The organism is Mesorhizobium sp. B2-6-2, assembly GCF_006440615.1.
In the GTDB taxonomy this organism is placed as follows: Bacteria; Pseudomonadota; Alphaproteobacteria; order Rhizobiales; family Rhizobiaceae; genus Mesorhizobium.
Genome location: NZ_VFUG01000004.1, coordinates 222382 through 244279, shown reverse-complemented (window position 1 = coordinate 244279; position 21898 = coordinate 222382). Strand labels below are relative to the sequence as shown.

General features: G+C 62.7%; 20 protein-coding genes. 13 read left to right on the top strand and 7 right to left on the bottom strand.

Annotated elements, in window-relative coordinates; genetic code table 11:
- Positions 1 to 37: 37 nt before the first annotated feature.
- The 9 genes from FJ419_RS11650 (at position 38) to FJ419_RS11605 (ending at position 11210) form a co-directional block, all read left to right on the top strand.
- Entirely contained in the window at positions 38 to 1102 is a 1065-nt protein-coding gene (locus FJ419_RS11650) for a sugar ABC transporter substrate-binding protein (RefSeq protein ID WP_181170673.1), read from the top strand.
- A gap of 18 nt (positions 1103 to 1120) precedes the next feature.
- Positions 1121 to 2620: a sugar ABC transporter ATP-binding protein gene (locus FJ419_RS11645; RefSeq protein ID WP_140691699.1), complete on the top strand. Its 1500-nt coding sequence runs from the start codon at positions 1121 to 1123 to the stop codon at positions 2618 to 2620.
- Positions 2617 to 3663, top strand: a complete 1047-nt coding sequence (locus FJ419_RS11640) for an ABC transporter permease (protein WP_140691685.1) — start codon at positions 2617 to 2619, stop codon at positions 3661 to 3663. The genes FJ419_RS11645 and FJ419_RS11640 overlap by 4 nt, the downstream gene beginning before the upstream one ends.
- Positions 3664 to 3837: 174 nt before the next feature.
- Positions 3838 to 4770: an aldo/keto reductase gene (locus tag FJ419_RS11635; RefSeq protein ID WP_246677884.1), complete on the top strand. Its 933-nt coding sequence runs from the start codon at positions 3838 to 3840 to the stop codon at positions 4768 to 4770.
- Positions 4771 to 6158: 1388 nt separating this feature from the next.
- Entirely contained in the window at positions 6159 to 6953 is a 795-nt protein-coding gene (locus FJ419_RS11625; protein WP_246677885.1) for an ATP-binding cassette domain-containing protein, read from the top strand.
- Positions 6937 to 7935, top strand: coding sequence for an ABC transporter permease (locus FJ419_RS11620; protein WP_140691661.1), 999 nt, complete (start codon positions 6937 to 6939; stop codon positions 7933 to 7935). Before FJ419_RS11625 ends, FJ419_RS11620 begins: the two co-directional genes overlap by 17 nt.
- Before the next feature lie 83 nt (positions 7936 to 8018).
- Positions 8019 to 8918: a sugar ABC transporter substrate-binding protein gene (locus FJ419_RS11615; protein WP_140691658.1), complete on the top strand. Its 900-nt coding sequence runs from the start codon at positions 8019 to 8021 to the stop codon at positions 8916 to 8918.
- A 70-nt stretch (positions 8919 to 8988) separates the two neighbouring features.
- Positions 8989 to 10170: a Gfo/Idh/MocA family oxidoreductase gene (locus FJ419_RS11610; RefSeq protein WP_140691655.1), complete on the top strand. Its 1182-nt coding sequence runs from the start codon at positions 8989 to 8991 to the stop codon at positions 10168 to 10170.
- A 5-nt stretch (positions 10171 to 10175) separates the two neighbouring features.
- On the top strand, positions 10176 to 11210 hold the full coding sequence (locus tag FJ419_RS11605) for a hydroxyacid dehydrogenase (RefSeq protein ID WP_140691652.1): 1035 nt from the start codon (positions 10176 to 10178) through the stop codon (positions 11208 to 11210).
- A gap of 232 nt (positions 11211 to 11442) precedes the next feature.
- On the opposite strand, the gene FJ419_RS11600 is transcribed toward FJ419_RS11605, so the two are convergent.
- Genes FJ419_RS11600 through FJ419_RS11585 form a run of 4 tightly spaced genes read right to left on the bottom strand, consistent with a single transcriptional unit; the run spans position 11443 to position 13925 of the window.
- A complete protein-coding gene (locus FJ419_RS11600) occupies positions 11443 to 11784 on the bottom strand; it encodes a hypothetical protein (protein WP_140691649.1) in 342 nt (113 codons plus the stop codon).
- Positions 11781 to 12668: an NAD(P)-dependent oxidoreductase gene (locus tag FJ419_RS11595; protein WP_140659013.1), complete on the bottom strand. Its 888-nt coding sequence runs from the start codon at positions 12666 to 12668 to the stop codon at positions 11781 to 11783. Before FJ419_RS11595 ends, FJ419_RS11600 begins: the two co-directional genes overlap by 4 nt.
- A complete protein-coding gene (locus FJ419_RS11590) occupies positions 12665 to 13201 on the bottom strand; it encodes a gluconokinase (protein WP_140691646.1) in 537 nt (178 codons plus the stop codon). Before FJ419_RS11590 ends, FJ419_RS11595 begins: the two co-directional genes overlap by 4 nt.
- Positions 13170 to 13925, bottom strand: a complete 756-nt coding sequence (locus FJ419_RS11585; protein ID WP_140691643.1) for an SDR family oxidoreductase — start codon at positions 13923 to 13925, stop codon at positions 13170 to 13172. The genes FJ419_RS11590 and FJ419_RS11585 overlap by 32 nt, the downstream gene beginning before the upstream one ends.
- A gap of 78 nt (positions 13926 to 14003) precedes the next feature.
- Here FJ419_RS11585 and FJ419_RS11580 point away from each other — a divergent pair, with 78 nt between their 5' ends.
- From FJ419_RS11580 to FJ419_RS11570, 3 genes are read left to right on the top strand one after another with little or no spacing between them, the layout of a single operon-like run.
- On the top strand, positions 14004 to 14951 hold the full coding sequence (locus tag FJ419_RS11580) for a 2-hydroxyacid dehydrogenase (RefSeq protein WP_140691640.1): 948 nt from the start codon (positions 14004 to 14006) through the stop codon (positions 14949 to 14951).
- Positions 14952 to 14961: 10 nt separating this feature from the next.
- Positions 14962 to 15996 (top strand): L-idonate 5-dehydrogenase, encoded by a 1035-nt coding sequence (locus FJ419_RS11575; RefSeq protein ID WP_140691637.1) that lies wholly within the window; start codon positions 14962 to 14964, stop codon positions 15994 to 15996.
- Between the two features lie 47 nt (positions 15997 to 16043).
- Positions 16044 to 17063 carry a LacI family DNA-binding transcriptional regulator gene (locus tag FJ419_RS11570; RefSeq protein WP_181170672.1) on the top strand — a complete coding sequence of 340 codons (1020 nt, stop codon included), beginning with the start codon at positions 16044 to 16046 and terminating at the stop codon, positions 17061 to 17063.
- 72 nt (positions 17064 to 17135) lie between these two features.
- On the opposite strand, the gene FJ419_RS11565 is transcribed toward FJ419_RS11570, so the two are convergent.
- The 3 genes from FJ419_RS11565 to FJ419_RS11555 are packed head-to-tail and all read right to left on the bottom strand — an operon-like array spanning position 17136 to position 20829.
- Entirely contained in the window at positions 17136 to 18233 is a 1098-nt protein-coding gene (locus tag FJ419_RS11565; RefSeq protein ID WP_140691634.1) for a substrate-binding domain-containing protein, read from the bottom strand.
- 13 nt (positions 18234 to 18246) lie between these two features.
- Positions 18247 to 19326: an ABC transporter permease gene (locus tag FJ419_RS11560; RefSeq protein WP_140691630.1), complete on the bottom strand. Its 1080-nt coding sequence runs from the start codon at positions 19324 to 19326 to the stop codon at positions 18247 to 18249.
- 9 nt (positions 19327 to 19335) lie between these two features.
- Positions 19336 to 20829, bottom strand: a complete 1494-nt coding sequence (locus FJ419_RS11555; RefSeq protein WP_140691627.1) for a sugar ABC transporter ATP-binding protein — start codon at positions 20827 to 20829, stop codon at positions 19336 to 19338.
- A 132-nt stretch (positions 20830 to 20961) separates the two neighbouring features.
- On the opposite strand from FJ419_RS11555, the gene FJ419_RS11550 reads away from it, so the two are divergent.
- Entirely contained in the window at positions 20962 to 21885 is a 924-nt protein-coding gene (locus tag FJ419_RS11550) for an SMP-30/gluconolactonase/LRE family protein (protein WP_140691624.1), read from the top strand.
- Positions 21886 to 21898 lie beyond the last annotated feature (13 nt).

Here is a 21898-nt window from a genome sequence, read left to right as displayed (position 1 = left end):
AACGGGCGGTCGGACCGCGCAACAAAAGGAGGAATCAATGAAATTTCCAACTCTCCCCATTTCTCGCCGCAGAGCCGCCGGTACGGTGGCTTTCGGCGCGCTGTTCCTGGCAATAACCGCTGGGACGGCGCTTGCAGAATACAAGGCCGCGGACGTGAGGATCGGTTTTACCCCGAAGTTTCTTAAGGATGATTTCCAGACCCTGATGCTGGATCTCTCGAAGAAGGCCTTCGATGCAAAGGGTTTCACCCTGGTCGGTGCTCCTGATCCCAATGGCGATATCGCGGCCGAAGTCGATGCGCTCCAGAACCTGATTGCCAACGGCGCCAACGTCCTGGTCTTCGCTCCCATCGACGCCGCGGGAATCGTTCCCGCCGTCAAGAAGGCGAATGACGCCAACGTCCTCGTCTTCTCGATCGATGATGCGCCCGCGGGCGGCAAAGTGACGGCGACGGTGCGCGCGGACAATGTCGACGCCGGCGTTCAAGGCGCCAAGGAGATGGTCAAGCGCCTGCAGGCCAAGCCATGCTGGACCGACAACAGCTGTATCGTGCTCGAGCTGCAGGGCGCCCTGACCACGCCCAACGGCCGCGATCGCTCCGATGGTTTTTCCAAAACGTTGCACGAGCTCGCGCCCAAGGTGAATCTGATACAGCGCCCGACTGAATGGACTGCCGACATGGCCGCCGATGCTGCGCAGAACGTCCTCACCCAGAATCCTTCGCTGAGCGGCATCTTCATGGCGTCCGAACTCATGGCATCGGCCGTCAACGCCCAGCTCACCAACGGCGGCAAGGGCGCTCCGGTGGGTGATCCGAACTCGGTGATCCGCATCGCAATCGATGGAACGCCTCAAGGGCTGCAGCTTATCCGCAGCAAGGCCCTCGACGCGACGGTGTCGCAGCCCCTGAGCGCCTATGCGACCAAGACGGCCGACCTGATCGAACTCGTCTCCAAGGGTGGCAAGATCGAGATCGGGCCACGTGACGACGGCCAGGTTATCGATACACCTGTTGGACCGCAGTACCAGCTCAAGGCGACGCTGGTGACAACCGACAATGTGGATTCACCTGATCTGTGGGCGAACAAGGTCGGCAAATAAGTTCGGGAGGAACCAGCCGTGGAGCCGAAGATCATGGACAACGCGCGACCCATCGTCGAGATGCGTGACATCGCCAAGACCTTTGGCTCGACCCGGGCTCTTCGCGGCGTGAATTTCACCGTCATGCGCGGTGAGGTTCACGCCCTGTTGGGCCGCAACGGCGCGGGAAAGAGCACGCTTGTTTCCACCTTGAGCGGATACGTTTCGGCAGATACCGGATCAATCAGAATTGGAGAGGTCGAGGTAGAAGCGGTCGGCCAAAACTACGCGCCGAGCATTCGCAAGCTGATTGCCCATGTTCAACAAACACCTCAGCTGTTCAACCTGCTGACGGTGGCGGAGAACCTTTTTGTGGAAAACCCTCTCGTCCGCAGAGGTTTCGGCGTGGTGAGCCACAAGCTGATGTTGGAGCGCGCAGCTGGCCTGCTGGATGAATGGAATATGGACATCCAACCCCGCTCGCTTGCAGGGGAGCTGGGCGCCGGGACGAGACAGCTGCTCGAGATCATGAAAGCCCTCAGTCGGGGCGTGCCTGTCATGATCCTGGACGAGCCAACTGCCGCCTTGAGCAATGCGGAAAAACGTATTCTGTTCGAGCATGTGAGGGCGCTCAAAGCCAAGGGTGTCTCGTTCGTTTATATCTCGCACCACCTGGACGAGGTTTTCGAGATTGCCGATACAGTCACGATCCTGAGGGACGGGAAGGTCGTGAAGGAACGCGAGCCCGTGGAGCGTCTGGACGTAGAGACCATCGCCGACCTTATGATGGGCGAAAAGACAGTCCGAAGCACGCGCCAGGATTTCATGGCGGATGAAGCTCCTATTCTGCTCCAGGCCAGGGGAATTCGCCTCGACCGCTTTTCGGAAAAGGATATCGACTTCGAGGTAAGAGCGGGCGAGATCGTAGCCCTGGCAGGCCCGGTGGGTGGCGGGAAGGAAGCGCTCGCAATGGTCCTTGCTGGCCAGCAAAGGCCTGAAGACGGCGAGGTGATCAGCCCGCGTGGAAAACTACCGACTATCGGCCTGGTTCCCACCGACAGGCATGCCAGCGGCTATGTCGGCATTCTGGGTGTTCGCGAGAATGTAGCGATCGGCGGCCTTGACGTCTTGTCCGGCAAACTGGGTTTTATCAGCAAAGGCAAGGAAGCTAGGCATGTCGGGCGCCTTGCCCAACAGACGAACGTAATCGCTTCGTCTCTGGAGCAAGCGGTGAGCCAGCTCAGCGGCGGCAATCAGCAGAAGGTCGTTTTCGCGCGCGCGCTTTGTCGAGCTCCCGAGGTCATCGTCGCTCTCAGTCCAACCCGCGGCGTTGATGTGGGAGCCAAGGAGCAGCTCTATTCGCTGCTGCGGGATCTTGCCAGCAAGGGGTTGGGCGTCGTGGTCGTCTCGGACGAGGAAGACGAAATTGATCAGCTGGCCAACCGGGTCGTTATCGTGTTCGAGGGGCACGTCGTTGATGAACTGGTGGGTGAATACACAATCAAAGACCTAATCCTGCGGATGGAGGGCGTCGTATGAGCACCGATGTCGTGAGCAAATCAACGCTGAAGAAGGAACATTCCGGGCAGTCACGGCTATCCGCCTTCGGAAGCGCCTTTGTGGCCGGCGGATATACAATGTACCCGGTCCTTCTCATACTGGTGATCGTGGGTGCCGTCGTTGCTCCGCGGTTCGCCACGGCGGCCAATCTGCTGAATATCCTCGACCAGGTAAGCGTTCTGGGCCTGACGACGATCGGACTGACTTTCGTCGTCCTGATAGGTCGACTGGATCTCTCGCTCGAGGGCATTGTCGGCTTCGCTCCGATGTTTGCAGCCGTCACCCTGGTGCCTGTGGCGGCTGGTGGGCTCGGGTTGGAGCTGCCGAGCTGGGCTGGCCTATTCGTTGCGCTGGGCACTGCGGGGCTGATCGGCTTTTTCAATGGTTTCATGGTCGTCAGGGTGGGTCTCAACCCGTTCATCTCAACGCTCGGACTGCTTGTGCTGCTTCGCGGCGGAGTGCTGATCATCTCTAACGGGCGTTCGATCTACTCTCCCGGCAAGGCGCTGACCTATCTCGGTTCCGCAAATTGGTTCGGTATTCCCGTGTCGGTGATCGTGTTCATTGTGGTCGCGGCTGTGGTCGGCCTTGTCTTCCACCACCACCGCTACGGCCGCGCCTTGTATGCGATCGGCGGCAATGAAGACGCCGCGAGGGCTGCCGGCATTAACGTGGACCGGGTCATTTGGTCGGCGTTTGTCTTCGCGGCCCTCTTGGCGGGCCTTGCAGGTGTTCTGATGACGGGGCGCCTTGATTCGACGGTGACAACCCAAGGGCAGGGGATCATTTTCTCCGCTTTCGCAGCTGCGGTGATAGGGGGCGTAAGTCTTGGGGGCGGCCGAGGGACGATCGTCGGGGTCGTTAGCGGTGTGCTCTTGATCGGCGTCATCAACAACCTGCTCACGTTGGCGCAGGTTCCGTCCTTTTACGTGCAGGCATCGACCGGTGCCGTCATCATCGTGGCAGCGGTGCTGACGACGATCGCGAGCCGACGCTCGAGCGGCGTGCGAACCCGAACCTGAGATATTGTGCCGGCAGGGACCAAGGTTCTTCTGCCGGCATCACTGCCAGGCTCGAATGGAGGGTGGTGCGTGCACGGGTTCAACGCAGTGGACACTCAACGGTCGTAGTCCGCTCTTGTTGCTAGCGCTAGCGTGGAGTTGGCGGTGAAACGGCGTCCAATCGGACAGACTGGATTGGAAGTTACCGAGATCTGTTTCGGAACAGCTCCCCTCGGCGGGATGCCGGACACGTATGGCTATAGCGTCGACGAAGCCACCGCGCTTGCGACCATCCGAGCGATTTTCGACGGCTCGGTCAACTTCATGGATACTTCCCGCAATTACGGCTTTGGCCGCAGCGAGGAGCGGATTGGCAGAGTGATCAGAGAGCGCGGAGGTCTGCCTCCGGGATTTGTGCTTTCGACGAAATTAGACCGGGATATGAGTACAGGCCGCTTCGACGCCGGTCGCGCCAGACAGTCGCTTGAGGAGAGCCTTCTGGCGCTCGGTCTCGACAGCGTTCACATACTGCACCTTCACGACCCTGAACATTCCGCCGATCTCGACGAGATCACGCGGCCAGGCGGTGCGCTCGATGAATTGTTTCGGATAAAAGAGGAAGGGCTAGCGACCGCCGTGGGTCTGGCAATGGGCCGTCTCGATATCATGCTGCCGATGGTCAGAGACTGGCCCTTTGATGTCCTACTCAATCACAATCGCTTCACACTTTTGAACAGGTCGGCAAGTGACCTCTTTGACCTAGCCAACGAAAGGGGGATAGCTGTGCTCAATGCGGCTCCCTATGCTGGCGGAGTTCTGGCAAAGGGCAGTTCGCGGGTGTCTCGGATAACCTATCAGGAGATTGATGAAACAAAGCTCGCACGTGTGCGCCAGATCGAGGGGCTGTGCAGAAAGCATTCCCTGGCCCCTGGCGCGGCAGCGCTGCAGTTCTCACTAAATGACCCGCGGATAACCTCGACCGTTGTAGGTGTTTCAAAACCCGAAAGGATCGCCCAGACGCTTGATTGGGCCGCGGCGGCCATTCCTGAACATGCTTGGGAGGATCTTGGGAAGATTGGGTATTCGGTGGATGATCCCGAGGCCCGGCGGCACTACAAACCGGGATAGCGAGGCGCAAGCACAATCTGCAGCGATGCATTCGCAGCTTCGCCAGCAATGTCGTGGACGCACTCAAAAATCTGCTCGACGCTCGAGGGTGGCGCTGACGGTCGTGGAATGTGGCTTGCCGCCGGGCGGGCAAAGAATTCGCATTCGAGCGCGCCGCTGCGCTTCAGCTATCGCCTACGAAAGGACCCGTCGCTAGAACGAAGCTGCCCGGATGATTTCGACCGAAACAGCAAGCCCCTTGCCCAGTCGGAGCGCGAAGGGGTTATCCGATCTCGCTGGTGTTCACGACGCGGCGCTCTGCGATCGAATTCATCGCCGCTCGGCAAGGACGAGTGCCAGGCGTTCCCACGCAGTCTGCGATGTGAACCGGGCCGCGGCGGACGATGTGACCAAGACTTTGCGCGTACCGCGAGCGTCGTACGAGGTGGGCATTCGCCACATGCATGCGCCCTATGCGTCCGCAGCCAAGCACGCCGATCCTGAGCATGATGGATCTCAAGTCTGAAACAGAAATTGCGTAATCCATGGCGCAAAGCACCTTGAACTAATTCGTTCGCCCGTCTCAAACGTCTGAGGCGGGCGGTGGGCGGCGCCCGCCTCGTCGGCCGCGGGGAGGGCTCGCCGCCGGTACCGTGCCTGACGTCGGCGCCACGAGGCCGGCGGCGACGCATAAGCGTCGACTGTCCGCACCGTTCTCGCCCATCAGGGCCACCACTTCGCCCGCCTCCGCCGCGAGGTCGATGTCCTTAAGAATAAAACGCCCGCAAAAGACTAGCAGTCTTTTGGAAGGGGAGGAGGGCGATTGTCAGCAATGCATTCCAAACCGCCCTGATGAATTGCGTCCGGACAAGACGGGTTTCTGCGCTCTGGTGCCGCGACCAACGACATGGTTCCTCCTCGGGAATTTCTGCAATAATCATTGCATAGATATTGATTTGTCAATAGTCATTTCGTACGCTTGGTTCAAAGCATCCTGGGAGGATCACATGACAGGCATGGCCCGGCTGACTGTGGCAGGCGCTCGTGCGCTATCCAATCAGTTCACCTTTGGATGGCGAAAAGGCGCCCTTCTTTCCGGGGTGTTCGTCAGCTTCGAGGCTATCGTGAAACGCCGGGCTGGAACCAGGTATGAGGGCTGGTTCGCCCGGAAACCGAACAGGAGCCGGCCCTCGGCTCCGCCGCTCGAAATCACGAAGGTCGGACATAACGAATTACTGCGCGTGATGGCTGCGGCAGGCTGCCAGTAGAGGTCTGAAGCGTGAACAGCACTTGACGGAAGGTCTGAGCCAAAGATGCCCCGCGTCTGTGTTTTACGCGATCGCTCAACCTCATGCCGCAGTGAAAAGTGATCCATCGATTCCGGACATAAGACATGAAGGAGGAAACCATTGGATCCTATCGAGGCAAAGCCGCTTCCGCTTCTGGAGGCCAAGAACATCGTAAAGTATTTCGGCGCGATCACAGCGCTGGGTGGCGTGAATTTCCACGTCGATGCCGGTGAGGTCCTGGGTGTCGTCGGCGACAACGGAGCCGGCAAGTCCACGCTCATGAAAATCCTTTCCGGCCTCTACACGCCGAGCGAGGGCGAACTCGTATTCCAGGGGAGGCCGGTGCATTTCTCCAGCCCGAAGGAGGCTCGGCTTCTTGGTATCGAGATGGTCTACCAGGACTTTGCACTCGCCGGAAACATGCCGATCTACGAGAATATCTATCTGGGTCGCGAACCGGGCCGAAAGTTCGGACCTTTGCGCATCGTCGACCATGAGAGATCCCGCGCCATGGCGCGGGAGCATCTCGACAGGCTCAAGATCAGCGTCAAGTCCATCGACCAGCAGACGGAAAATCTCAGCGGCGGGCAGCGTCAGGCCGTGGCGATCGCTCGGGCGACCGCCTTCGACGCCAAGCTCGTCATCATGGACGAGCCCACGGCCGCGCTCGCCATCAAGGAGGTCGGCAAGGTTCTGGACCTCATCCGCTCGCTAAAGGAGCACGGCGTTGCAGTGATCGTTATCTCGCATCGTATGGACGACATCTTCTATTGCTGCGACCGGGTGATGGCACTCTTCCAGGGCACAAACTTCGCCGACGCCAAGCTCGCCGACACGAACCGCAACGAGGTGATCGGCTGGATCATGGGCACAAAGAACCACACTGAGGGACTCGCTCATGACCGCGTCCACTAGCACGCTGTACCACCCGAAGATCGCCCATTTCATGGAGACTTACGGCATCGTGTTGATCGTGCTGGTCATGATGGCCATTCTCGCCGTCATCAAGCCGAATGTCTTCCTCTCGGCGGAGAACCTGACCAACATCCTCAAGCAGAACGCTTCGCTGGCGCTTCTGGCGCTCGGGATGCTGGTCGTCATCGTCACAGGCGGTATCGACCTGTCGGTTGGTTCGACCATGGCGCTCGCCATGGTTTGTATCGCTATGGCCAGCAGAGTCGGCGTTCCGTGGCCAATCTGCCTCATCGGACCGGTCGTGGGCCTTGCCGTGGGCTGGGCCAACGGCATTGGGCTGACCTGGCTCAAGCTGCCTCATCCCTTCATTATGACGCTGGGCACGCTCAACATCGGCCGCGGCCTTACCTATCTTCTGACCGGCGGCGCCCCCGTTTCGGGACTTCAGCCGGAACTACGCTACCTGGGCGTCTCATATTGGGGACTTGGCATCTTCAATCCGCCGGCCGGTCTGCCCGTCAGCCTCGTCGTTGTCGCCATCAGTGCGGTTCTGCTGTGGCTTTTCCTTAATCGGACCTCGACCGGCCGTCATATCTACGCCATCGGCGGGAACCCCCACGCGGCGCGCGTGTCCGGCGTCAATGTCGATCGGGTGCTGACCGCCGTTTACATGATCTGCGGTTTCTTCGCCGGTCTTGCCGGGTTGCTCCTCGTCGGCCGCACCGGCAGCGGCTTTCCGAACGCCGGCATCGGCATCGAACTCGACGCGATCGCCGCCGTCATCATCGGCGGCGCCTCCTTTTTCGGCGGGCGCGGCACAGTGCTCGGCGTTCTTGCGGGCGTCCTCATCATGGGGCTGCTGCGCAACGGCCTCAACATCAACAATGTCAGCGCCTTCTGGCAAATGATCCTCATTGGCTTCGTCATCATCATCGCCGTCTACATCGATGTTGTGCGGAGAAAGGCGGCCATCCGAACCTGACGGTTCGCGATTCCGGTGACGGTCGTCTCCACGTCCCCGGTGAATATTCGAGCGAGACCTACAAAAAACCCGGGAGGTTATCCATGCGAAAAATATTGCTTGCAGGCATTGCTTTGGGCGCGATGATCGCGTCGGCATACGCTGATACTTATGTCGTCAGCATGAAAGGACCGGCGGCCGGCAATCCATACTGGGCCGCCTTCGAGGAAGGCGCGAAAGCCAAGGGCAAAGAACTTGGGGTCGACGTCCAGGTCGTCTCGCCGCCCAGTGAAACCGACGTACAGGCCCAGATCAGCCAGATCGAGGATTTGATCGCGCAGAAGGTTGCCGGGATAGCGCTGGCGCCCACCGATCCGGCGGCTCTGGCTCCGGTGGTCGATGAAGCCAAGACCGCCGGCATCAATGTGGTCTTCGTGGACGGCGCCGGCACCAACAAGATTCCCTTCATCGGCACCGACAATCTGGCAGGCGGGAAGCTCGGCGGCGAGTTCATGTGCAAGAAACTGCCTGCCGGCTCCGAGGTCGCCATTCTTCAGGGCGTGATGAGCACGACGAACGGCGCTGACCGCTACAATGGCGCCAAGGCGGCGCTCGAAGGCTGCGGCATGAAGGTGGTGGCGGCACAGCCCGCCGACTGGGACCGGGCCAAAGGACAGTCGATTACGGAAACGATCCTGGCCGGCAATCCCAACATAAAAGGCATCTTCGGCTCCAATGACAACATGGCGCTTGGCGCTGTCGAGGCCCTCAAAGCTGCGTCCAAGTTGAAGGACGTCATGGTGGTCGGGTACGACGCCAATCCGGATGCTGCGAACTCGATCCTGGCGGGAGAGCTGACGGCGTCGGTGGCGCAGGCGCCAAAGAAGATGGCGGCGCTCGGCATCCAGGCGCTAGTCGACCTCAAGGCCGGCAAGCAGGTCCCCATGGTGACTGATCCGGGCACGGTTCTGGTCACCAAGGAGAACGCCGAACAGTACAAGTGAAACACGGCGGCGGCTCTTGTGCCGTCAAGAGCCGCCATTGTTCGTCCGGACGACCGTTGGAGCATACGCGATGACCGAAAATCCACGAGACACTGGTTTCCCTCTGCCATCGCGCATGCTTCGCCTGGGTTTCGTAGGCGGCGGCCAAGGCGCGTTCATCGGCGAGGTTCACGCCAATGGCGCGCTGCTTTCAAAGCGCTGGCAGATCGTAGCTGGCGCCTTGTCCTCCAATCCCTTGCGCGCCAAAGATTCCGGTCGCAAATGGATGCTTGCCGAAGACCGCATCTACACGGATTTCCGGGAAATGGCAGCACGCGAGGCCGGCCGTTCGGACGGGATCGATGCCGTTGTGATAACGACTCCTAACCATCTTCATCATCCGGTGGCGGCGGGCTTTATGGATGCGGGCATCGATGTGATTTCCGATAAACCGCTGACGACCACGCTTGCCGATGCACGCGATCTTGTGCGGCGGCAGCGGGATACCGGTCTGGTTTTCGGCGTGACCTATGCCTACGCCTCGCATGTCATGGTGCGCCAGGCGCGTGAAATGATCCGCGCCGGCATGCTGGGCGAGATACGCCAGGTCCATGTCGAGTATTTCCAGGAATGGGCGCTCAACCTAACCGACGAAGATGGTACCCCTCCGTGGCGGCTCGATCCAGCCAAGGTTGGTAATGCATTCACCGTCGGTGACATCGGCACTCATGCGGCCCACCTGGCTTCTTTTGCGACGGGCAGGGACATCGAGCTGGTCAGGGCGCTCTTCCACGTTGCAGGCAAGCCGAAAGCGCTTGAGGACACGGCCTTCATGCACTTGCGTTTCGAGGGCGGTGTGCCGGGCACCTTGATGGTGTCGCAGGCAGCGGCGGGGACTCAATGCGGGCTCCGATTGCGTGTCTTTGGTACATTGGCTGGACTGGAATGGAACCAGGAGAACCCGGAATTTCTGTCATTCACGCCGCAGGATTCGCCGATGCAGATCATAGGCCGTGGCTACGGCGCCGGCATGTTGCCCGCCGCGGTACGGTTCGTACGCATGCCGCGCGGTCATCCGGAGGCTCTCACCGACGCTTGGGCGAACCTCTACACCGAACTGGCCGTCGCCGTTGATGCGCGACGCACCGGCAGGACTGTGCCGGAGGGACTGCTTGCCTATCCCACTGTCGTCGACGGCGCCAAGGGCGTTAAGTTCGTGGAGGCGGCGGTACGGTCCAATGCGACCGGCGATTGGGTGGACTGCGGGCTGTGACAGTCATGCCGGAAGGACCTCTCATCCTCATCGCCGATCCCGAACCCCGCACGCTCGCAATGATCTTCGAGCCGGAGGCCATGGCGCGATTGAAGCAGTTGGGCACTGTGCGCGTGCACGCTGACGGCCAGCACCTTTCCAACCAGGAACTCGATGCCGCTTTGGCCCGGGCTGCGATCGTCATCGGTCAGATCGACCTACCTGCCGAGCGTCTTGCCGGTATGGGCAAGTTGAAGGCGATCTTCAACGTCGAAGGCAATTTTCTGCCCAACATAGACTATGGGTGGTGTTTCCAGCACGGCATCCACGTTCTCAACACGAGCCCGGTCTACGCCACCTCCGTCGCCGAGACGGCGCTCGGCATGGCGCTCGATCTCTGTCGGGAGATTACCTCGACTCACGAGGCGTTCCGCTCCAAGTCGGAGAAGTGGGGCCTTGAGAGTAATGGGGGCAGCTTCCTGTTGACCGGGACAAAAGTGGGTATCGTCGGGTTGGGTGACCTTGGAAGCGCGCTACGCAGGATGCTGATGCCCTTTCGTTGCGAGGTTCGCGTATTCGATCCATGGCTGTCGGAGCGGCGCGTGCGTGAACAAGATTGCATTCCGTCCGATCTGGATGACGTGTTCCGTCTGTCGCGCGTCGTGTTTCTATTCGCCAGTTCGACCAGCGAAAACCAAGGTTCTATCGGCAAACGCGAATTGGATTTGATGCAACGCGGGTCAGTGCTGCTGGTCATGAGCCGTGCTGGCATCATCGACTTCGAATCTCTCGAAGCATCTGTCCGGAGCGGCCATGTGCGTGCTGGCATAGATGTCTTTCCGGTTGAGCCGTTGTCTCGGGATTCCGCACTCCGGCATCTCGAGGGAGTCATCCTCTCCAGTCATCGGAGCGGCGGCATGCCAGAGAGCTTCTTGGAAATCGGTCGGCTCGTCGTGGCCGACAGCGAACTTATCCTGCGTGGACTACCCCCGCAGGCATGCAAACGGGCCGAACGCGAGACTGTCGCCCGCATGCGCAGCCGACCGGTGTCAAAATCCTAGGCGCGCAGAGCTTGAGATCAAGACGCTTGGACAACTTGGGATGAACCGAGGCACTAGGATCATCATCCGAGCGTTTCCTTGGCCCACGATCATGGACTCCTTCGAAAAGCAGGTTACCATGGCTCCTAGCGGCTATCTCCGCGGCTTATCAGTGAACTTAAGGTCACATAGCGGCAAACCCGTTTTCTCGACTCGAGCGCTGATAAGTTCCGAATCTTCGTCCTGATATTCGTCAATCTTCAGCCAATGAAAACTCGTTGGCGATGGTGACGTGGTGGTGAATGCGACCCTCGAAGTACCTGGACAACACTGCCTCTGTCGCGGCACGCGATTCAGCGCGTACGGGGCTGGCCAAAGCCGCATCGACGGCCGCCATATCTGGGTAGTTGATCGCCAGGATCATCGGAAATTCAGGCGCACCATCGTCGCGTTTTTCCGCGAAGCTGACTCGAACGTCGAGCGCGCCCGGGAAGGCCTTCCACTTCGGCAGAACCGTCTCAATCACGTCCTTGCGGAACGCTTCGATCCGACCTTCCTTCACTTTGCCTTCAAACAACGCATAGCGTGTGATCATCTGCTCGGTTCCTCATCCTTGCGTTGGAAAAATTCCATCAGTGCGGCCTGGTCCTCGCCGCCCAGCCCTGCGGCCGTCAATAGCCGGTGCACCTCGGCGCAGACCGCCGTCAGCGGCATTGCGGTGTGCGTGCGCCGCGCCAGGTCCTGGGCGGCGTTGAGGTCCTTCACCATGTTGTCGATGCGGCCGGTTCGCCGGTAGTCGCGAGTGGCGAAGCGCGGCAGGTATTCCTGCAGGATGGCGCTGTCGGCGCGGCCGCCTTTCAGCGCCTGCGGGATCTTGAGCGCGTCGACGCCGGCGTCGAGCGCCAGCTTGGTCGCTTCGGCGACGGCCATGAAGTTCAGCGCGCATAGCACCTGGTTGATCAGCTTGGTCGTCTGGCCGGCCCCGGCCGGGCCCATATGCGTGTAGTTGGTGGCGACGTGGCGCAGCACCTTGTGGGCGTCGGCCACATCCTCGGCTTCGCCGCCGGCCATAAGCGTCAATTCTCCAGTCAGCGCCTTGGGCGCGCCGCCGGACAGCGGACTGTCGACCCAGCGCAAACCCTTCTCGCTGGCGTCGGCGGCGAGTTGGCGCGTCGCGTCGGGGTCGATGGACGACATGTCGATGATCAGCGTGCCGGGCTTCGCCCCAGCCGCCACGCCGGCATCGCCGAACACGGCGCGGCGCACGATCGCCGCCGAATTGAGGCTGAGGATCACGTAGTCGGACGCGCCGGCGGCCTCGGCCGCGCTCGCCATGGCGGTCGCGCCCCTGGCGACCAGCGCCTCCACCTTGGCCTTGTCGAGATCGAACACGGCGAGGCGATTGCCGGTGGCAAGCAGGCGCTCGCCGATCGCCCCGCCCATGGCGCCGGCGCCAATCAATGATACTTTGTGGTTCATGACGATAGCTCCCCGAATTTCGTTGTTATATCCGCGACAATCTCATCGAGCGGCGCGTCGATTGCCACCGCCATCGCATTCTCATCCTTGCCCGGAACTTCCAGTGTCGCGAACTGACTGTCGAGAAGGCTGGTAGGCATGAAGTGGCCGGTGCGCTCATGCATGCGCTTCGAGATCAGCTCGCGCGAGCCGTCGAGATGGATGAACAGCACCGGCGCACCCGCCTGCTCGGTGATGAAATCGCGATAGGCGCGCTTCAGCGCCGAGCAGCCGACGATCACCGGCGCGGGCGCTAGCCGCAGCATTTCGCCGACCTTGGCCAGCCACGGCCACCGATCGGCATCTTCCAGCGCAATGCCGGCGCTCATCTTGGCGATGTTGACCTCAGGGTGCAGCTTGTCGCCGTCTATGAATGTCGCCGCGATCGCGCGGGCGAGCGCCTCGCCGATCGTCGTCTTGCCCGAACCGGTAACGCCCATGACCACCATGCGCGGCGGCCCGTCAGATCGAAGCTGTGATGCCGCCATCGACATAGAGAATGTGTCCGTTGACAAAGGATGACGCGTCGGCGGCCAAGAAGACGCAGGCGCCGACCAGTTCCTCGACCTTGCCCCAGCGGCCGGCCGGCGTGCGCTTTTCGAGCCAGTCGCTAAAGGCCGGGTCGGCGACGAGTGCCGCGTTGAGCGGCGTGTCGAAATAGCCCGGCGCGATCGCATTGCATTGCAAGCCATGTTTTGCCCAGTCGGTCGCCATGCCCTTGGTCAGGTTGCCGACCGCGCCCTTGGTCGCCGTGTAGGGCGCTATGCCCGGCCGGGCGAGTGCCGTCTGCACGCTGGCGATGTTGATGATCTTGCCACGGCCGCGCTTGATCATGTGCCGGGCCACCGCCTGGCCGACATGGAAGACGCTGGCGACATTGGTCTGCAACAGGCGTTCGAACGCCTCGGCGGGAAAATCCTCGAGCGGCGTGCGAAACTGCATGCCGGCATTGTTGACGAGGATGTCGATTGGCGTGCCGGCAAGCTCGAAAGCGTCGACGGCGGCCCGGACCTTGTCATGGTCGGTCGCGTCGAAGGCAAGCGTCGCCGCGCCCGGAAGCTGACTGGCAACGGCCGTGAGCTTTGCCTCATCGCGGCCATTGAGGACCACCTTGGCGCCGGCTTCGGCCAAGCCTTTGGCCAAGGCAAGTCCGATGCCCTGCGAGGAGCCGGTTACGAGCGCGGTGCGCCCGCTGAGATCGAATAGATTGGACGACATTTTCCCGATTGCCTCTTGTGGCTGCGCGCCTTATGTTATCGATAACATAATCTGTCAAGTCAAGTGGAGCGAATACCGATGCAGCGGCCTCACATCCTTCAGGTTGGACCCTATCCCGCGTGGGACGAGGAGCCGCTCAACGAAGCCTTCACGGTGCACCGCTATTTCGCCGCCGAAGACAAGACGGCGTTCCTCGCCGAGATCGGACCGCAGGTGCGCGGCATCGCCACACGCGGCGAGCTCGGCGCGAACCGCGCCATGATCGAGGCCTGCCCTTCGCTCGAGGTGGTGTCGGTCTATGGCGTCGGTTTTGACGCAGTCGATCTCGCGGCATGCCGGGAGCGCGGCGTGCGCGTCACCAACACACCGGACGTCCTGACCAACGACGTCGCCGATCTCGGCGTCGCCATGATGCTGTGCCTGTCGCGCGGCATGATCGGCGCCGAGCGCTGGGTACGCGACGGCAGCTGGGTGGCCAAAGGGCTTTATCCGCTCAAGCGGCGTGTCTGGGGCCGTCGGGCCGGCGTGCTCGGCCTCGGCCGCATCGGCTATGAGGTGGCCAAGCGTCTCGCCGGCTTCGGCATGGACATCGCCTACAGCGACGTCGCGCCGAAGGATTTCGCACCGGACTGGGAATTCATCGGCGATCCCGTCGCGCTGGCCGGACGTTGCGACTTCCTGTTTGTCACGCTCGCCGCATCCGCCGCGACGCACCATATCGTCAACAGGAAGGTGATCACGGCCCTCGGCGAAGAGGGCATGCTGATCAACATTTCGCGCGCGTCCAACATCGACGAGGATGCGCTGCTCGAAGCGCTCGAGAACAAGGTGCTCGGCTCGGCCGCGCTCGATGTCTTCGAGGGCGAGCCGAAGCTCAATCCGCGATTTCTCGCGCTCGATAACGTGCTGCTGCAGCCGCATCATGCGTCGGGGACCGTCGAAACCCGCAAGGCCATGGGCAAGCTGGTGCGCGATAATCTTACCGCCCATTTCGCCGGCCAGCCGCTTCTTACGCCGGTGCTCTAAGAGGTCAGCCATGAAATCCATCGTCATCCATGCCGCCAGAGACCTGCGCATCGAGGATCGTCCGGCTGAGGAGCCGGGCCAGGGTCAGGTGCTCGTGCGTCTCGCCGCCGGCGGGATCTGTGGCAGCGACCTGCACTACTATAATCACGGCGGCTTCGGAACGGTGCGCCTGAAGGAGCCGATGATCCTCGGCCATGAAGTGTCCGGCGTCGTCGAGAAGCTTGGCTCCGGCGTCAGTGGGCTGGAGCGCGGGCAACTGGTCGCGGTGTCGCCGTCGCGGCCCTGCTACGGCTGCCGCTATTGCCGCGAAGGAATGCACAATCAGTGCCTCAACATGCGCTTTTACGGCAGCGCTATGCCGTTTCCGCATATCCAGGGTGCGTTCCGCGAAATGCTGGTGGCGGATGCGCTGCAATGCGCGCCGGCCGACGGGCTGACGGCCGGGGAGGCGGCGATGGCCGAACCGCTGGCGGTCTGCCTCCACGCCACGCGGCGCGCCGGCGAGATGCTGGGCAAACGCGTGCTGGTCACCGGCTGCGGACCGATTGGCCTCTTGTCGATCCTCAGCGCGCGGCGGGCGGGCGCTGCCGAGATCGTCGCGGTGGACATCACCGATTTCACGCTGACGATGGCGCTGCGCGCCGGCGCCGACAAGACGATCAACACCGGCACCGATCCGGAAGGGCTTACGCCCTATCTCGCCGACAAGGGGACGTTCCACATCCTCTATGAATGCTCGGGCGCGGCGGCGGCGCTGGCGCAAGGCATCGCGGCGCTGCGCCCGCGCGGCACGATCGTGCAGCTCGGCCTCGGCGGCGCCGAGATGGCGCTGCCGATGTCGGCTGTCACCACCAAGGAACTGTCGATCAACGGCTCGTTCCGCTTTCACCCGGAATTCGCCGTCGGGGTCGAGCTGATGCGCAAGAGGCTGGTCGACGTGAAGCCGTTGATCACTCATACGGTGGCGCTCGGCGAGGCGCTTTCCGGCTTCGAGCTCGCCAATGACCGCAGCCGGGCAATGAAGGTCCAGATCGCTTTCGGGTGAGCGTTGGAGTGCGTTGCATTCCGCAGTGATATCGATAACGTACGGCCATGCAGCCTTCGCCCAAACGCCCGACCATGGCCGATGTCGCGCATCGCGCCAACGTCTCGACGATGACCGTCTCGCGCGCATTCAAGCGCGATACCTCGGTCAGCGCGGACACGCGCGACCGCATCCTCAAGGCCGCTGAAGAGCTCGGCTATGTCTTCGACAGCATCGCCGCCAATCTGTCCTCGCGCCGCTCCGGATTCGTGGCCGCGACAATCCCCTCGATCAACAACGCCAATTTCGCCGATACCGTGCGCGGCATGACCGAAGGCCTGCGCGACAGCGGGCTGGAGATACTGCTCGGCTTCACCGACTACAATGTCGAGGAAGAGGAGCGCCTCGTGGGGCAATTGCTGCAGCGGCGGCCGGAAGCGATCATCGTCACCGGCGGCCGGCACACGCCGCGCTGCCGCAAGATGCTCGCCAACGCTGGCGTGCCGGTGGTGGAGACCTGGGATCTGCCCAGCGAGCCGATCGGCCATGTCGTCGGCTTCTCCAACGCCGATGCCGGGCGGCTGATGGTCGAGCATTTCGTCGGACGCGGCTACTCGCGGCTCGGCTTCATCGGCGGCGACACCTCGCGCGATACACGCGGCCTCGACCGCCGGCGCGGTTTCATCGCCGCGCTGCAGGATCGCGGCCTCGACGCCTCCCGCGTTATCGCCTCGGGCGTGCCGCCGATCTCGATGCGCGAGGGCGCCGCCGCCATGGTCGAGATGATCTCGCGCTGGCCGGACACCCAGGCGGTGATGTGCGTGTCGGACCTGTCCGCTTTCGGCGCGCTGATGGAATGTGTGCGGCGCGGCATCCGCGTGCCCGAGGATGTGGCGATTGCCGGCTTCGGCGCCTATGACCTCGCCGAGCAGTCGGTGCCGCCGATTACCACGATCGATGTCGGCGCGCATGAGATCGGCATCCGTGTCGCCGAGCTGGTGCTCGACCTGCTCAATGGCCGGCGCGCGGCCGAAGAAAGGATCGTTGTCGGCATGACGCCGACGGTGATCGTGCGGCAAACCGCCTGAAAAAGGGATGCGAACGGCCGACGAGATGATCGCCGGCCGCTGTTCTGCTGCTTGTCCGGAGTTCGGTCTAACCTATTTGCCCCAGATCTTCTTGTATTCGTCCCGGTAGCCATTGCCCGGGTCGAAGCGGTTGTCGGGGCCGCCGTCAAACTCGACATTATCCGACGTCACCACATGTAGCGGCGAGATGTAGCCCGACCATTTCTCGCCGGCCATGGCGCGGTTGAGCTCGTCGACGAGCTGCCAGCCCTGCAGGTTGAGCGGCTCGGCCACCGTCACTTTCTGGAACTGGCTGGAGCGGATGCGCTGGTAGGCCGATTCCGAGCCGTCGCCCGCCGCCACGTTGATCGGCGCGTCGGTGCCCGACTTGCCGGCGGCCGCTAGCGACGGGCCCATGAAGTCGAAATAGAGGTCGTTGATGGCCAGCGAATGGGTCCAGGCGTCGCCGTATTTCTGCAGCAGCGAGGTGGTGAGCTGCGGCATGCGTTGCGAGGTCTCGGCGATCGGCGTGTCGACATATTCGAGCACCTTGCCGCCGAGATCCTCGATCTCCTTCTTCATCCGGTCCGCCTTGGCGATGGCGATCTGGTAGGTGGAATCTGTGAAGATGATGACGCCGGGCTTGCCCTTGGCGTCGACGAAGGCCCAGTCGGCAGCCGCCTTCGAAACCTCCATCGGATCGGTCGAGACGTTGGCGATGATGCCGAGGTCGTCGATCGGGCCGACTGTCGGTGCCGCATGCCACGCGGCCATTGGGATCTTCGCCGCCTTGGCCTGCTCCATTGCCGGCTTCTGCTCGACGGCGTCGAAGCCGTTGATGATGATGCCGTCGGGATTGAGCGCCAGCGCTTGGCCGAAGGCCGCCGTGCGGCCGCCGATCGAGCCGGCGCCGTCAAGTGTCTTGACCGTCCAGCCAAGCGCCGCCGCGGCTTCCTCGACACCCTTGGTCACGCCGAGGATGCCGCCGTTCTTCATGTCGGCGCCGAGAACGACGATGGTCTTGCCGGCTGTGCCCTTCGGTCCGGTCGTCGGTCCGTCCCACTTCTCGACCTTGCTGGCGTATTTGTCGACGACGGCCTTGGCGTCGGCCATCGGGTCGGCCAGGGCGGTCGAGGCGATACTGAGCGCCAGGCAGGCGACGCCGAGCTGAAGGACTGTTCTGCGATGCATGTTTCTTCTCCCATTAAGCATTGTCGGTTTTCTTTGTTGGTTGGTGGGCGGGTGATTGGCCGGTGGATGGCGGCGGCACGACAGCGCCGCGGCGGCGCTGCGCGTAGCCGGCGATGCCGATCGCCACGAGCAAGGTGACGCCGTTGAAGAACGGCTCGACCCAGAACGAGCCACCGAACTGCTGGATGCCGGAAATGCCGACGGCGAGGATGACGACGCCGACGATCGTGCCCCAGACATTGACGCGGCCGGGCTTGATGGTGGTCGATCCGAGGAAGGCGCCGACCAGCGCCGGCAACAGATATTCGAGACCGACGCTGGCCTGGCCGATCCTGAGCTTCGAGGCGAGCAGCACGCCGCCAAGCGCGGTGAGCGCGCCGGAGGCGACGAAGGCGCCCATGACGAATTTCTGCACCGGAATGCCGTTGAGCGCCGCCGCCTTCGGGTTGGCGCCGATGGCGTAAAGGTAACGGCCGATCGGAAGGTATTCGAGCACCAGCCACATCACGAGCGCCAGGACGACCACGTAGTAGCCGGTGATCGGCAGGCCGAACAGCATAGTGCCGTTGAGGGAGAGGAAGCCGCCGGGAAGCATGCCGACGACCTGGCGGCCGCCCGTGTACCACATGGCTAAAGCATAGAGCACGGTGCCGGTGCCGAGCGTGGCGATGAAGGAATCGATACGCGCCACTTCGACCAGCAATCCGTTGATGAAGCCGGTGACGACGCCGAGCAGGATAACGATCAGCACCGCAATGGGCCACGGGACGCCGAAGGCGGTCTGCAGGCTGATGGCCAAGACATGCCACAGCACGATGCCGTAACCAACCGTCAGGTCGATGCGGCCAGCTGCCATGGGGATCATCGCGGCCAGCGACAATATCGCGATTATTGCCTTGTCGGAGACGATCGAGCGCAGATTGAGCAGCGTCGGGAACGTCCGCGGCAGAAGCAGCGAGAAGAGCAGGATCAGGAGCAGCGTCAGGATCGGCAGGCCATAGACCGGCAGGTAGCGTGCCGCCTTCTGGCCGGAGCTCAGGCCGGAAAGTTCCGAGCGGGTCGGCTCCAGCGCCGTCGATTTGATCGAGTTCATGGCTTCTCCTCAGGCGGCTTCGGACACGGAGGCGGCTCGGATCAGCGCCGCCGTCGTCAGGGCATCGCCGGCAAGCTCGCGCACGATGCGGTTATGCGAGAAGACGAGGGCGCGGTGGCAGATATGGGCGACCTCCTCGAAATCGGTGGAGACGACGATGACCGCCAGCCCGGCCTCCACGGCCGCGGCGATCAGCCGGTAGATCTCCGCCTTGGCGCCGACATCGACGCCGGCGGTCGGATCCTCGGCGATCAAGAGCTTGCGGCCTGACGCCAGCCAGCGGCCGACGACGACCTTCTGCTGGTTGCCGCCGGAGAGCGCCTCGATCGGCAGATGCGGATCGTTGGGCTTCAAGCCCAGCCGCGTGCCGAGCTCGCGCGTCAGTTCGCTCTCCCGTGCCGGCTTCATGAAGGAGAACAGCCCGCGGCCGACGGCAGACGGGTTGAGATACATGTTCTCGCGCACGGAAAGCGACAAGGCGACCGATTCCTCGGTACGGTCGCGCGCTATCAGCCCGACGCCGGCAGCAAGCGCGGTTCCGACCGCGGAGAGATCGAGGCGCTTGCCGTCGAGCGAGACCAGGCCATCGAAACGCTCGGCGCCGAACAGCGCGCGGCCGACGGCTTCCTGTCCAGCGCCGCGCAGGCCGACCAATCCCAGCAGCTCGCCGGACCGCGCATCGAAGCTCACCGGGCCGACGCTGCCGCAGGTGAGGTTCTCCACCTTGAGCCGCTCCGGTCCGTCCTGCCATCGCGACTTGGCGAACATCTGATGCGCCGGACGGCCGACGATGAGGTCGACCAGTTCCTGTGGCGTGGTCTCGGCGACCGGCTTGACCGCCACCATGCGGCCATCGCGCATGACGGCGACCCGGTCGGCGATGCGGAACACCTCGTCCAGCCGGTGCGAGACATAGATCATGCCGACGCCGCGCTCGCGCAGCGGCCGCAGCGCCTCGAAAAGGCGCTCGACCTCGTCCGCCGGCAGGCTCGCGGTCGGCTCGTCGAGCACCAGCACGTCAGCTTCGGTTGCCAAAGCGCGGGCAATGGCCACCAGCGACTTTTCCGTGCGGGAGAGGTCCTGCACGCGCGTCGCCGGATCGAAGGCGCAGCCGACAAGCGCCAGCGCGCGCTCTGCCCGGCGCTCGGTGTCGCGCCAGTCGATCAGGCCGGAGCGGCGCGAAAATCCCTGCGCCATGCCGACATTCTCGGCCACCGTCATCCATTCGATGAGGCCGAGATCCTGATGGATGAAGGCGACCTTCTGCGGCTGGTTGGGGCGGGGCGGGCGGTGGTGATAGTCCTCGCCGCGAAACAGGATCGTGCCCTGATCGCGCCTGTGAATGCCAGCGAGCGTCTTGATCAGCGTCGACTTGCCGGCGCCGTTCTCGCCGAGCAGCGCGACAATCTCGCCCTCGTGGATGTCGAGCGAGACCGACTTCAGCGCAAAGGTGCCGCCGAAGCGCTTGGAGATGTCGATGAATTCGATGAGCTTGGGCCGCATCTATGGCCCTCCCAAGCCAAACGAACGGACTGAATTGCCAACGATGTTATCGCTAACATTTTTGCAGGTCAAGTCTTGAAAATGGCTCACCGCGAAGGCTATCGATGGTCCGAATTCGTGGGAGGATGACGCATGTTCGGAGATATCGAAGGCGCCGGTTTCGAGGTCCTCGACGAGCGCTTCGAAAGCTGTTTCGTCGGCCATGTCGCGGTCGAGCGGCTGTGGACGGGCGGACGCTGGCTGGAGGGGCCGGCGTGGTTCGCTGCCGGCCGCTACCTCGTCTTCTCGGATATCCCGAACGACCGGATCATGCGCTACGACGACACCAACGGCGTGGTCTCGGTCTTTCGCTCACCGTCCAACAACGCCAATGGCAACACCGTCGACACCGAGGGGCGGCTGGTCACCTGCGAGCACCGGGCGCGGCGCGTCACGCGCACCGAGCACAACGGATCGATCGCGGTCATCGCCGACCGGTTCGAGGACAAGCGGCTCAACTCGCCGAACGACGTGGTGGTGCGCTCGGACGGCACTGTGTGGTTTTCCGATCCGCCCTACGGCATCGCGACTGACTATGAGGGTGACCGCGCCCAGCAGGAGATCGAGGGCTGCCACGTCTATAGCGCCGACCCCGACACAGGCGAGGTGGCGCGCGTCGTCTCGACCATGGCGAAGCCCAACGGCCTCGCCTTCTCCCCGGATGAGAGCATCCTTTATGTCGGCGATACCGGTGTGACGCACCAGAAGGGTGGGCCGCGGCACATCCGCAAGTTCGCTATCGAGGGCGCGGTGCTCAAGGATCTCGGCGTTTTGGCAACTTGCTCGGCCGGCCTGTTCGACGGGTTCCGCGTGGACACAGCCGGCCGCATCTGGGCGGGCGCCGGTGACGGCGTCCACTGCTTCGATCCCGACGGCACGCTGATCGGCAAGATCCGCATTCCGGAGACGGTGGCGAACCTCACCTTCGGCGGCGCCAAGCGCAACCGTCTGTTCATCACGGCGCGGCAGTCGCTCTACGCGGTGTTTGTCGTGGCGAATGCGGCGGCGCAGGGGTAACCGGCAGAGCTTT

Coding starts and splice junctions, on each gene's coding strand:
- FJ419_RS11650 (WP_181170673.1), top strand. CDS start 38: ATGAAATTTCCAACTCTCCCCATTTCTCGCCGCAGAGCCGCCGGTACG.
- FJ419_RS11565 (WP_140691634.1), bottom strand. CDS start 18,233: ATGCATCGCAGAACAGTCCTTCAGCTCGGCGTCGCCTGCCTGGCGCTC.
- FJ419_RS11560 (WP_140691630.1), bottom strand. CDS start 19,326: ATGAACTCGATCAAATCGACGGCGCTGGAGCCGACCCGCTCGGAACTT.
- FJ419_RS11570 (WP_181170672.1), top strand. CDS start 16,044: ATGCAGCCTTCGCCCAAACGCCCGACCATGGCCGATGTCGCGCATCGC.
- FJ419_RS11610 (WP_140691655.1), top strand. CDS start 8,989: ATGACCGAAAATCCACGAGACACTGGTTTCCCTCTGCCATCGCGCATG.
- FJ419_RS11615 (WP_140691658.1), top strand. CDS start 8,019: ATGCGAAAAATATTGCTTGCAGGCATTGCTTTGGGCGCGATGATCGCG.
- FJ419_RS11595 (WP_140659013.1), bottom strand. CDS start 12,668: ATGAACCACAAAGTATCATTGATTGGCGCCGGCGCCATGGGCGGGGCG.
- FJ419_RS11620 (WP_140691661.1), top strand. CDS start 6,937: ATGACCGCGTCCACTAGCACGCTGTACCACCCGAAGATCGCCCATTTC.
- FJ419_RS11600 (WP_140691649.1), bottom strand. CDS start 11,784: ATGATCACACGCTATGCGTTGTTTGAAGGCAAAGTGAAGGAAGGTCGG.
- FJ419_RS11550 (WP_140691624.1), top strand. CDS start 20,962: ATGTTCGGAGATATCGAAGGCGCCGGTTTCGAGGTCCTCGACGAGCGC.
- FJ419_RS11590 (WP_140691646.1), bottom strand. CDS start 13,201: ATGTCGATGGCGGCATCACAGCTTCGATCTGACGGGCCGCCGCGCATG.
- FJ419_RS11605 (WP_140691652.1), top strand. CDS start 10,176: ATGCCGGAAGGACCTCTCATCCTCATCGCCGATCCCGAACCCCGCACG.
- FJ419_RS11585 (WP_140691643.1), bottom strand. CDS start 13,925: ATGTCGTCCAATCTATTCGATCTCAGCGGGCGCACCGCGCTCGTAACC.
- FJ419_RS11640 (WP_140691685.1), top strand. CDS start 2,617: ATGAGCACCGATGTCGTGAGCAAATCAACGCTGAAGAAGGAACATTCC.
- FJ419_RS11555 (WP_140691627.1), bottom strand. CDS start 20,829: ATGCGGCCCAAGCTCATCGAATTCATCGACATCTCCAAGCGCTTCGGC.
- FJ419_RS11580 (WP_140691640.1), top strand. CDS start 14,004: ATGCAGCGGCCTCACATCCTTCAGGTTGGACCCTATCCCGCGTGGGAC.
- FJ419_RS11575 (WP_140691637.1), top strand. CDS start 14,962: ATGAAATCCATCGTCATCCATGCCGCCAGAGACCTGCGCATCGAGGAT.